The organism is Sphingomonas sp. G5 (assembly GCF_052660795.1).
This window is the reverse complement of the sequence record NZ_CP109660.1, coordinates 756,310-768,009: the sequence shown is the minus strand read 5'-3', so window position 1 is coordinate 768,009 and position 11,700 is coordinate 756,310. Positions and strand designations below refer to the sequence as shown.

Genomic DNA, 11,700 nt, shown 5'->3' with positions numbered 1-11,700 from the left:
GCGCCGCCGCGCCACACTCCTGAGAAACGTGGCACGACACCCCCGGGGCGCCCAAATAACCGCTGTCGGGGCGACGACTCAGGAGTTTCGCCCGCAACTCGGCCGGCAGTCGACGGATGCCACGATCCCGAACCCTCGTGGGGCGCGGGATCGCGGCATCCGGTGCTCAGGCGTAGGGGTTCGCCGTCAGCGTGTACTTCGTCTGCAGGTACTCGTGGATGCCCTCGTCGCCGCCCTCGCGGCCGAGGCCCGACTGCTTCCAGCCGCCGAAGGGGGCCGCGGCGTTGGAGACGACGCCGACGTTGAGGCCCATCATCCCGGTCTCGAGCTTGTCGATCATGCGCTGGCCGCGCGCGAGCGACTCGGTGAAGACGTAGGAGACGAGCCCGTACTCGGTGTCGTTGGCGAGGCGCACGGCGTCGTCTTCGTCGTCGAAGGGGATGATCGCGAGCACGGGCCCGAAGATCTCCTCGCGGAGGATGTCGCTGCCGGGTTTCACGTCGGACACGACGGTCGGCTCGAAGAACGTGCCGGGGCCGTCGATGGGCGAACCGCCGGTGGTGACGGTGGCGCCGCGCTCGACGGCATCCCCCACGAGGGTCTTGGCCTTGTCGACGGCGCGGTCGTCGATGAGGGGGCCGATCTGCACGCCCTCCTCGGTGCCGCGGCCGATCTTCAAGCCCCGCACGCGCTCGGTGACGCGGCGGGTGAACTCGTCGGCGATCGAGCGCTGCACGATGAAGCGGTTGGCGGCCGTGCAGGCCTGGCCGATGTTGCGGAACTTCGCGAGCATCGCACCCTCGACCGCCTTGTCGAGGTCGGCGTCGTCGAACACCACGAAGGGGGCGTTGCCGCCGAGTTCCATCGACGTGCGCAGTACGCCCGGTGCGGCCTGCTGCAGCAGCTTCACGCCGACGGGGGTCGAGCCGGTGAACGAGAGCTTGCGCAGCCGCGGGTCGGAGATGATGCGCTCGGAGACCGGGCCGGTGTTCGTGGTCGTGACCACGTTGACGACACCGGCGGGGAGCCCCGCGTCCTGCAGGATCTGCGCGAAGAACAGCGTGGTGAGCGGGGTGAGGGTGGCCGGCTTGATGACGACCGTGCACCCGGCGGCGAGCGCGGGCGCGATCTTGCGGGTGGCCATCGCGAGGGGGAAGTTCCACGGCGTGATGAGGTAGCAGGGGCCGACCGGGTGCTGCGAGACGATCATGCGGCCGGTGCCCTCGGGGTTCGCGCCGTAGCGGCCCTGGGTGTGCGCGGTCACCTCGCTGAACCAGCGCAGGAACTCCCCGCCGTAGCCGACCTCTCCGCGCGCCTCGGCGAGGGGCTTACCCATCTCCAGCGTCATCAACAGCGCGACGTCTTCCTTGCGCTCCTGCAGCAGGTCGAAAGCGCGGCGGAGGATCTCGGCGCGTTCGCGAGCGGGGGTCGCCGCCCAAGACGGGAACGCCTCGGACGCGGCATCCATCGCCGCCACCCCGTCGTCGACACTCGCGTCGGCGATTTCGCGGATGACGCCGCCGGTAGCGGGGTCGTTGACCGCGACGGTCTTGCCGCCCTCGGCAGCGCGCCACTCGCCGTTGATGAGCAGACCGGTGGGAACGGATGCCAGCAGCTCGCTCTCGCGCGAATCAGTCATGAATCCTCCAGGATCGGGGCGGGGTTCTCCGCCCATTCTTCTCAGCCCGCGGGTGCGTGCCGATATACGTGGCGTACAAGGGGGTGACTCCGGTCGCCGTCATGGCCAGCCCACGGCGTCCGGCGGACGTCCCGCGCGTGCGCGCACGCCCGACGCTCGAGCGGAACACGCACGCATAAACGCTTTCCGCGCGCATAAACGTGCCGTGCTCGCGTTTATGCGCGTGGATCGCGTTTATGCGTGGGGGTGCGGATGCCGGGGTCGACGGCGTCAGCGCGATGCCGCGGCCATCGGCTCCGCCATCGCACCGGCGAGGAACCGCTCCAGCCCGGCCGGGTCGGTGAGCGGCAGCACGTGCGCGACGTACTGATCGGGCCGCACGACGACCACGGCCCCCTCGGCGCCGATGCCACGCTCGGCGAAGACGTCGCCCGTCGTCCAGGCCGAGGGCGCGGCGGCGAACACCTTCTCGAGGTCGGTGAGCCCCAGCGGCCCGGACTGCGGGCGGAAGAGCGTCGGTACGTCGACCACGTCCTCCCAGCGACCGGGGTACACCACCTTCGCGTCGAAGACGGCGTCGAGGTCCGCTCCCTCGGGAGTGAACCGCTCGACGACGGCCCGCGCCGCGCCGACCCAGTCCTGCAGCGCCGTGCCCTCGGCATCCGCGAAGACGTACAGGCGCCAGCGCCCGTCGGCTTTCGCGTGGTGGCCCAGGTGCACGGCGTTGCCGTCGCACACCCGCACGACCTCGACGCTGTGGAAGCGTTTGCCCACCGGGAATCCGGATGCCAGTTCCTGGGCGGCGTCCGCCGCGACGATACGCGAGGGGGCGTAGTGCGTGCCGAAGCCGGAGGGGAACTCCGCGGTGGCGAGGTAGTAGGTCGCGAGCTCGTCGGGGTCGGTGATCTCACCGGGCTTGCGGGCCATGAGCGACGACCACTCGCGGTCGAAGTCGATGAGCTGCTGGGCGACCGGGCGGCGCTCCTGATCGTAGGTGCGCAGCAGCTCGACGGGCGCGAGGCCGGTGAGCACGTGACCGAGCTTCCAGCCGAGGTTGAAGCCGTCCTGCATCGAGACGTTCATGCCCTGGCCGGCCTTCGCGCTGTGCGTGTGGCAGGCGTCGCCCGTGAGGAAGACGCGCGGGTCATCGAGATCATCGACGAACTGATCGGTGACCCGATGGCCCACCTCGTAGACGCTGTGCCACGCGACCTGCTTCACGTCGATCGAGTACGGGTGCAGGATCTCGTTCGCCCTCCGGATGACCTCGTCGATCGGCGTCTGACGCACGCGGTGGTCGTCGTCCTCGGCGACCTCGCCGAGGTCGATGTACATGCGACTGAGGTAGCCGCCCTCGCGTGGGATGTGCAGGATGTTGCCCGCCGCGGCGTTGATCGCGCACTTGATCCGCCAGTCGGGGAAGTCGGTCTCCACCAGCACATCCATCACACCCCACGCGTGGCGGGCGGCTGCGCCGACGTGCGTGCGGCCGATCGCCTGGCGCACACCGCTGCGCGCTCCGTCGCACCCCGCGACGTATTTCGCGCGGATCGCGCGCTCCCCCTCGGTCGTACGCACGCGCACCTCGACGTGGTCGCCCTGCACCTCGAGGTCGAGGAACTCCACGCCGTAGTCAGGGGCGATGCGCGCGGGCCCGTGGGCCGCCGCCTCGGCGAAATAGTCGAGCACGCGCGCCTGATTGACGATCAGGTGCGGGAACTCGCTGATCTTGTACCCGTAGTCCTCGGTGCGCGTCGTGCGGACGATCCGGTCGGGGTGCTCGGGGTCGGGTGCCCAGAAGTTCATCCAGCCGATGTTGTACGCCTCGGCCGTGATGCGGTCGGCGAAACCGAACGCCTGGAACGTCTCGACGCTGCGCGGCTGGATGCCGTCGGCCTGGCCCAGCGACAGTCGCCCCTCCCGCTTCTCGATGAGGCGCGTGGTGAGCTGCGGGAACTGCGACATCTGGGCCGCGAGCAGCATTCCGGCGGGACCGGACCCCACGATGAGCACGTCGACCTCGTCGGGGAGGCGTGCCGGCCGGTCGATGCCGGTTCCGGCGGCGTTCTGCACGCGCGGGTCACCCGAGACATAGCCGTGGTGGTGGAACTGCACTGTTTCTCCTGACGTCGATGTCGAGGTTGCTCACCAGACCGTCGTGTTCTATATTCGAACTCAACGTTCTGTTATCGAATGAAAGGTTAGCCGAGCCATGTCATCGCGGCAAGACGCAACGCCCGCTTCGCAGACGCTCAGCCGCGGCATCCGCCTGCTCGAAGAACTCGCCGATGCCCGCACCCCGCTGACGATCGACGCCCTGGCCACGCGCGTCGGGCTCCACCGCTCCGTGGCCTATCGACTCCTGCGCACGCTCGAGGACCACGGACTCGTGACGAGGGATGCCGCGGGCGCGGTGCGCCTGGGAACGGGCCTGGCGGCTCTCGCCGCGGGGGTCACCGCCGACCTGCAGGCCGAGGCCCTGCCCGAGCTCACGGCCGCGGCGAACGAGCTGGGCATGACGTGCTTCCTCGTCGTGCTCGACCACGACGAGTGCGTGACCCTCCTCAGCGTCGAACCACGCCACGCGACGACGACCGTCGCGCAGCGGCCGGGGACGCGGCATCCCGTCACCCGGGGAGCCCCGGGGCGGGCGATCCTCGCGCAGATGCCCCCGGGCCGCTGGCCCGACGCCGCCGACGCCCGACTCGCGGCCGAGGTCGCCGACACCGCCGAGCGCGGCTGGGCGACCAGCCACGACGAAGTCATCCCGACCCTGCGCGCCGTCGCCGCGCCGCTCAGCGTGCAGGGGCGGCAGCCGGCCGCCGTCGCCGCCGTGTACGTCGCGACCGATCGCGACGACGCGGCGATCGGGTCGCGGCTGACAGCGGCGGCCGAGGCCATCCGCCGCGCACTCTAGGGCGCGTCAGCCCGTCAGGCCCGTCCCGCACGAGGAGCAGAAGCGCGCTCCCGCCGGGTTCTCGGAACCGCAACCGCCGCACGACGCGACCACCGCGAGCGGGGAACCGCACTCGCCGCAGAACTTCCCGCCGTGCGATTGCGCCCCGCACGCACCGCAGCGCGGGCGGGCCTGTGTCTTGAGGTCGGCACCGCCCAGCAGGTCGACGGTCTCGAGCCGCTCCTGCACCTGACGACGTCGCGCCTCGGCCTGCAACTGAGCCAGCTCTTCCGTGGCATTCGGCGAGCAGCGCACGCACTGACCCACCCCGTCGTTCCAGCACCCGTCGCCGCAGACCCAGTCGCTGCAGCCCCGGCACTGATGGAATCGCGGCGCGATCTCGGCCGTCGCCGCACGGAGCGCCTCGTCTTTCGCGGGTGAGTTGGTGCCGCGATCGAGGAAACGATCGGCCATCGACGCGAATTGCGACACGGGGCCGCCGAAGAGGTTCCCGATGCCGCGGGCGAGCTTCTGCCCCGCGGCGCGCGGGTCGGGACGGAACGCCGAGCGGTAGCCGTTGCCGCAGCGTTCGCAGCGGAACTCGAATTGGAAGCCGTCCATGTTGGACAGATCGGTGAAGTTGTCGGTGAACGGGACGAGGTCGCTCATGTCACTCCTGATCGAGGCGAGGGGCGCCGGCGGCGCCGCGGGGGGGTTGCGGGCCGCGGCCCGAAGACGAGGTCGACGAGAGGTCCGAAGTCGTAGCGGTCGCCGAAGTGCGGGGCCTGCATGAGGAGCAGGTTGTTCATCAGCATTCCGCGCCCCATGAACGCCCAGAGGTCGAGGTCGCTCGCGCCGGCATCGCGCAGCGTGCGGTAGACCTCGTCGAACTGCCGACGTGACTCGACCCCGATCTCGGGTTCGGCGGTCGCGGCCGAGAACGCGTGAGCCCAGACGAGAACGGCCTCCGGCCGCGAGAGGACGAGCTCGCGGTAGGCGGCGCCCAGCCGGTCGGGGTCGAAGCCGGCGCCCGAGGCTCCGCGGAAGGCGCGCGTGATCTCGGCCCCGGCGTGCGCGTGCGTGCGCACGAACAACTCGAGCTTCGACCCGAAGGTGCGAATGACGTAGGGCTGCGACACCCCCATCTCGCTCGCGACCTGAGCGGTCGAGGTGCCGAAGTAACCGCGGGCGGCGAAGGCACGGACGGAAGCCGTGAGCAACTCGTCGTCGCGCGCGGTGCGGCGGCGGGGGCTCGGCATCCGTTCTCCTTCCGGGGAGGTTATCGCTCGATAATACCGACGGCATCGCACCCCGCAGCCGGATTCTCGTCCCCGGTCCCGGAGTGCCACCGCCCTGCGCCCCTATACTCGATCCCGTCAGGCGCACGAGGCCGTGCGTCGCTGCTCGAAAAAAGGGCACGTAGCGGAATCCCCGCGAGACACATACGGCATCCATCCGTTCCGTCTCGAAAGGCTCCCCTCGTCATGCCCACCGTTTCCGCGCACGTCGCGCACACCCTCGCTCGCCACATCGACACCGTCTTCGGCGTCATGGGCAACGGCAACGCCTATTTCCTCGACGCGCTGGGGCGCGAGACTCCCTCTCGCTTCGTCGCCGTGCGGCATGAGGCGGCGGGCGTCGTCGCCGCCGACGCGCACTACCGCGCCTGCGGCCGCCTCGCCGCTGCCACCGCCACCTACGGCGCCGGCTTCACCAACACGCTCACCGCGCTCGCCGAGGCCGTGCAGGCGCGCACGCCTCTCGTGCTCATCGTCGGCGATGAGCCGACCTCGGGCCCGCGCCCCTGGGGTGTGGACCAGATCGCCCTCGCCGCCGCCGTCGGCGCGCGCACCTATACCGTCGGTCACCGCGACGCGGCGGCCACCATCGTCATCGCGATCGAGCACGCCCTCACCTACCGCCTGCCCGTGGTTCTCGGCATCCCGTACGACGTCGCCACCCGTGAGGCCGGTTCGATCCCGCCCGCCGAGGCCCCCGGCGCCGCCCCCGAGGTCACGCCCGAGCACCCCCCTCTCGGCGCCTTCGCCGACAAGGTCATCGACCAGATCGTCGACGCGCTGGCATCGGCCGAACGACCGCTGCTCCTGGGGGGACGCGGCGCCTGGCTGGCCGGCGCGGGAGCGGCACTGGACGACCTCGCCGCCACCGCCGGAGCGCTGACCACGACCAGCGCCCTGGGCCGCGGCCTGTTCTCGGATCCGGCGCGCGACCTCGGTGTCGCCGGTGGCTTCGGCGCTCCCGGCGCGATGGAACTCGTGCGCGAGGCCGATGTCGCCGTCGTCTTCGGTGCGAGCCTGAACCAGTTCACGATGCGCTTCGGCGAGCTCTTCTCCCCCGGCTCGCGGGTCTTCCAGGTCGACCTCGCGCCGACGGCGACGCACGCGCACATCGGCGGGTACGTGCGGGGGGATGCCGCTGACGTCGCCATCGAGATCACGCGCCGCCTCCGCGCGCAGGGCGCGACGCCCTCGACCTGGGGCCAGGGCCTCGACCTCGCCGCCGCCCGCCGCCAGCCCGAGGGTCAGGGCACGGGCCCCGACGGGCGCCTCGACCCGCGCACCGCCGCCGCCCGCATCGCCGAACTGCTGCCCGAGGACCGCGTGATCGTCTCGGACGGTGGGCACTTCCTCGGCTGGTCGAACATGTACTGGCCGGTGGCCTCGCCCGACCGCATGATCATGGTCGGAACGGCGTACCAGTCGATCGGCCTGGGCTTCCCGAGCGTCCCCGGCGCCGCCGTCGCCCGCCCGGACTCCGCGATCGTGCTCACCACCGGCGACGGGGGCGGGCTCATGGCCCTCGCCGACCTCGAGACCGCCGTCCGGGTCGCGGGCGGCCGCGGTATCGCCGTGGTCTGGAACGACGCGCAGTACGGAGCCGAGGTCCTGAACTACGGCCTCAAGGGCCTGCACCCCGATCCCATGCTCATCCCCCAGGTCGACTTCGCCGCGGTCGCGCGCGGGTTCGGCGCCGAGGGCGTGGTGGTCGAGTCGGTCGACGACCTCGAGGCCCTGGCATCCTGGGTCACTCGCCCGGTCTCCGAGCGGGACTTCCTCCTGCTGGATCTGCGCGTGAGCGCGGCGGTCGTCGCACCGTACTGGGAAGAGATCGCGGCGCGCTGACCGGGTCGGGCGCGGGACTCCCGAGAATCCGTGCGTCCGCAAAGAGCCGGGGCGCCCTCCTCGGGCACCCGCCCTGCCGTGCCCAGCTCCTGAATGTTTCGGGCTGTGCCGTCTGGAGAACGGCCCGCCCGACCCCCGGCGGCCCGGTTCTCAGGAGTTCGGTACGCCCGCAGAGCTCCGGGCCTGGCACGCCCCGGCACGCCGAACGGCCCCGGCGCACCGAAGCGCGACGGGACCGTGACGGCCGGGCTCAGGCCTTCGACAGCCCGCGCACCGGGCTGACCGACTGCTCGGCCTCGTGGTCGGGGCCCAGCGGGATCCCGCTGCGGTCGCGCAGCACGAGCGTCGCGACGGCGCCGAGCACGACCATGCCCGCGAGGTACCAGGTCACCGACATGGTCGACCCCGTCGCCTTGACCAGCGCCTCGGCGATCGTCGGGGCGAACGCCCCGCCCAGGATCGCGCCGAGCGCGTACGAGATCGACACCCCCGAGAAGCGGATGGATGCCGGGAACAGCTCGGCGTACAGCGCGGCCTGGGGTCCGTAGGTGAGGCCGAGGCCCACGGTCAGCACCACGAGACCCAGGGTCAGCAGGCCGATGCTCGCGGTGTTGACGAGCGGGAACAGCACGAAGACCCCGACCAGCAGCGCCGCCCACCCGATCAGGTAGGTGGCGCGTCGGCCGATGACGTCGCCGATCCACCCGCCGATCCAGGTGAAGACGAGCCACGACACCGCCGACAGGGTCACCGCGCCGAGCACGTCGGCGGTGGCCAGACCCACGGGTCCGTCGGGGTTGGTGGCGTAGCGCTGGATGTAGCCGCCCGTGGTCATGTAGCCCACCGCGTTGTTGCCGGCGAACACGAGGGCGGCGATCAGCACGAGCAGCGCGTGCTTGCGGAACAGCTGCACGATCGGCATCCGCGTCTTCTCTTTGCGCTCGGCGAGCTCGAGGAAGACCGGGCTCTCCTCGACCTTCCGGCGCACATAGTAGCCGATGAGGATCAGGACGAACGACAGCAGGAACGGCACGCGCCAGCCCCACGCGAGGAAGGCGTCGCCGGGGGCGACGACCGCCATGAGGGCGAGCATGCCGCTCGCCAGCAGCAGACCCAGCGGAACGCCGAGCTGGGGGGCGGCGCCGAAGAGGCTCCGCTTGGCCTTGGGGGCGTGCTCGACGGCCATGAGCACCGCGCCGCCCCACTCGCCCCCGGCCGAGATGCCCTGCAGCACACGCAACAGGATCAGCAGCACGGGGGCCGCGACGCCGATGACGTCGAAGGTCGGGAGCACGCCGATCAGGGTCGTCGAGGCGCCCATGAGGATGAGCGTGATCATCAGCACGACCCGGCGGCCGTACTTGTCGCCGAGATGGCCGGCGAGGAAGGCGCCGAGGGGACGGAACAGGAAGCTGAGCCCCACGGTGAGGAACGACAGGATCTGCGCGACCCCGGGTCCGGCCGGCGCGAAGAAGAGCTGGCCGAAGACCAGCCCCGCAGCCGAGGCGTAGAGGAAGAAGTCGTACCACTCGACGGTGGTTCCGACCACGGTGGCGAAGACCACGCGGCGGCGATCGCCCGAGGTCGAGATGGTGCCGGTCGGGGTGAACCCGGCCGAGCGGCGAGAGGGTGCGGTGGACATGAGTGGCTCCTTTGACGTCATCGTCGAGACCGCGACGTCGCTGTCGAGAGGTCGGCGGGGTCGTGCTTGCCCCCGCCTCTCGGATCATATACGATTTCGAATACGACGCAAGGGAGCTTCATGAACGACATCGCCGACCCCCGGTTCGCCGTCCTCGGCGAGCGCCCGGGCAAGATCGTGGCCGTCCACCTGGCCTACGCCTCGCGCGCCGACCAGCGCGGCCGCCGCCCGGCCGCCCCCTCGTACTTCTTCAAGCCGTCGAGCTCCCTCGCCCCCTCGGGCGTCGAGATCGAACGCCCCGCGGGCACCGAGCTGCTCGCGTTCGAGGGCGAGATCGCCCTCGTCATCGGCGAGCCCGCCCGATGGGTGACGCCCGACGCCGCGTGGTCGCACGTGGCATCCCTCACCGCCGCGAACGACTTCGGTCTCTACGACCTGCGCGCCAACGACAAGGGCTCGAACGTCCGCTCCAAGGGCGGTGACGGCTACACGCCCCTCGGACCGGCGCTCCTCGACGCCCGCGACGTCGATCCGGCGGACCTGCGCCTGCGCACCTGGGTCGACGGCGACCTCGTCCAGGACGACTCGACCGCCGGGCTCATCTTCCCCCTCGCGCAGATCGTCGCCGACCTCTCCCAGCACTTCACCCTCGAGACCGGCGACGTCATCCTCACCGGCACCCCCGCGGGATCCTCGGTCGTCACGCCGGGCCAGGTCGTCGAGGTGCAGGTGGATGCCGGCCCCCTGTCGACCGGGAAGCTCCGCACCACGGTGGCCCAGGGCGACCGGCCGTTCGATCCCGCGATCGGTTCGCTGCCCGCGGTCGATGACACCCAGCGCACCGAGGCGTGGGGGTCGGCCGCGGCCGCCGCTGCCGCGGGAACAGGGGACGCCACCGACGCGGGGCGATCCGCCGCGGATGAACCTGTTCCCGCCGACTCCCCTGTTCCCCTGACCGCCGCAGCCCCCTCGCTCTCGCCCGAACTGCGCGACAAGCTCTCGCGCGTCCCCGTCGCCGCCCTCAGCGGGCAGCTGCGCAAGCGCGGCCTCAACGACGTGACCATCGACGGCGTGCACCCCCTCACCCCCGGCAGCCGGTTCGTCGGCACGGCGCGGACCCTCCGGTTCGTCCCCCATCGCGAAGACCTCTTCGCCGTGCACGGCGGCGGGCAGAACGCGCAGAAACGCGCCTTCGACGCCGTCGAGGAGGGCGAGGTGATCGTCATCGAGGCCCGTGGCGAGACCGGTTCGGGCACGCTCGGCGACATCCTCGCAATCCGCGCTCATGCCCGCAAGGCCGCCGCGATCGTCACCGACGGGGGCGTGCGCGACGCCGAAGCCGTGGCCGCGGTCGGCATCCCCGTCTTCACCGCCGGCCCGCACCCGGCCGTCCTCGGCCGCCGTCACGTGCCGTGGGAGACCGATGTCGCGGTGGGTTGCGGCGGCACCACCGTCGAGCCCGGCGACATCCTCGTCGGCGACGGCGACGGGGTGATCGTCATCCCGCCCGCCCTGGCCGACGAGGTGGTCGACGCCGCCCTCGCACAGGAGCAGGAGGATGCGTGGATCGCCCGTCAGGTGGCATCCGGTCATCCCCTCGAGGGACTCTTCCCGATGAACGCCGCGTGGCGCGCCCGCTTCGACGGCGAGAGGAACGCCTGATGGATGCCGCGACCCCGCCCACCGCGCACGCGTCGAGCCAGAGCAAGTCGCAGCAGGCGTACCACTGGATCAAGAACCGCATCGCGTCGCAGGAGTTCACGCCCGGCTACCGGCTCGTGCTCGGCTCGATCGCCGGGGAACTCGACATGAGCGTCGTGCCGGTGCGCGAGGCGATCCGCCAGCTCGAGGCCGAGGGGCTGGTCACGTTCGAGCGGAACGTCGGCGCCCGCGTCTCGATGGTCGACGACACCGCCTACCGCTTCAGCATGCAGGCGCTGAGCCTGCTCGAGGGAGCGGCGACCGCGCTGTCGGCCCGAGCTCTGACGACCGACGACATACGTCGCGCGCGCCAGGTCAACGAGCTCATGGTCGAGACGCTCGAGCACTTCGACCCCCGCGCCTTCACCGCGCTCAACCAGGAGTTCCACGCGATCCTGTTCGAGAAGTGCGCCAACCCCCGCATGCTCGAGCTCGTGCAGGCCGAGTGGGCGCGCCTCGGGCACCTGCGCGACTCCACCTTCAGCTTCGTCCCCGGCCGCGCCGCCGAGTCGGTCCGCGAGCACGAGAACATCCTCGTGCTGATCGAGAACGGCGCCCCGCTCGCCGAGATCGAGAAGGTCTCTCGGCGTCACCGCTCGGCCACTCTCGATGCCTACATGATCCACGAGCACCCCGACCAGGTGCTCGGCCTGCCCGCTTTCTGATCCCGGATGCCATC

At 71.3% G+C, this 11,700-nt stretch carries 9 protein-coding genes; 4 read left to right on the top strand and 5 right to left on the bottom strand.

Annotated elements, in window-relative coordinates; genetic code table 11:
• Positions 1–166 precede the first annotated feature (166 nt).
• A complete protein-coding gene (locus NE358_RS03730) occupies positions 167–1,639 on the bottom strand; it encodes an NAD-dependent succinate-semialdehyde dehydrogenase (protein WP_289941613.1) in 1,473 nt (490 codons plus the stop codon).
• A gap of 270 nt (positions 1,640–1,909) precedes the next feature.
• Positions 1,910–3,754 (bottom strand): FAD-dependent monooxygenase, encoded by a 1,845-nt coding sequence (locus NE358_RS03725; RefSeq protein ID WP_289941611.1) that lies wholly within the window; start codon positions 3,752–3,754, stop codon positions 1,910–1,912.
• 97 nt (positions 3,755–3,851) lie between these two features.
• Between NE358_RS03725 and NE358_RS03720 the strand changes: the two genes are divergently transcribed.
• Entirely contained in the window at positions 3,852–4,556 is a 705-nt protein-coding gene (locus NE358_RS03720; protein ID WP_289941609.1) for an IclR family transcriptional regulator, read from the top strand.
• A gap of 6 nt (positions 4,557–4,562) precedes the next feature.
• Here the strand turns inward: NE358_RS03720 and NE358_RS03715 are convergent, their stop codons facing one another.
• Complete coding sequence (locus NE358_RS03715) at positions 4,563–5,204, bottom strand: zinc ribbon domain-containing protein (protein WP_103206579.1); 642 nt, start codon at positions 5,202–5,204, stop codon at positions 4,563–4,565.
• Positions 5,201–5,794: a TetR/AcrR family transcriptional regulator gene (locus tag NE358_RS03710; protein WP_499318287.1), complete on the bottom strand. Its 594-nt coding sequence runs from the start codon at positions 5,792–5,794 to the stop codon at positions 5,201–5,203. The genes NE358_RS03715 and NE358_RS03710 overlap by 4 nt, the downstream gene beginning before the upstream one ends.
• Positions 5,795–6,019: 225 nt before the next feature.
• Between NE358_RS03710 and NE358_RS03705 the strand changes: the two genes are divergently transcribed.
• Positions 6,020–7,678 carry a thiamine pyrophosphate-binding protein gene (locus tag NE358_RS03705; protein ID WP_289941605.1) on the top strand — a complete coding sequence of 553 codons (1,659 nt, stop codon included), beginning with the start codon at positions 6,020–6,022 and terminating at the stop codon, positions 7,676–7,678.
• A gap of 250 nt (positions 7,679–7,928) precedes the next feature.
• Here the strand turns inward: NE358_RS03705 and NE358_RS03700 are convergent, their stop codons facing one another.
• Positions 7,929–9,320, bottom strand: a complete 1,392-nt coding sequence (locus NE358_RS03700) for an MFS transporter (RefSeq protein WP_103206582.1) — start codon at positions 9,318–9,320, stop codon at positions 7,929–7,931.
• 120 nt (positions 9,321–9,440) lie between these two features.
• Here NE358_RS03700 and NE358_RS03695 point away from each other — a divergent pair, with 120 nt between their 5' ends.
• Positions 9,441–10,982 (top strand): fumarylacetoacetate hydrolase family protein, encoded by a 1,542-nt coding sequence (locus tag NE358_RS03695; protein ID WP_289941602.1) that lies wholly within the window; start codon positions 9,441–9,443, stop codon positions 10,980–10,982.
• Complete coding sequence (locus NE358_RS03690) at positions 10,982–11,686, top strand: GntR family transcriptional regulator (protein WP_289941601.1); 705 nt, start codon at positions 10,982–10,984, stop codon at positions 11,684–11,686. Before NE358_RS03695 ends, NE358_RS03690 begins: the two co-directional genes overlap by 1 nt.
• Positions 11,687–11,700: the final 14 nt, after the last annotated feature.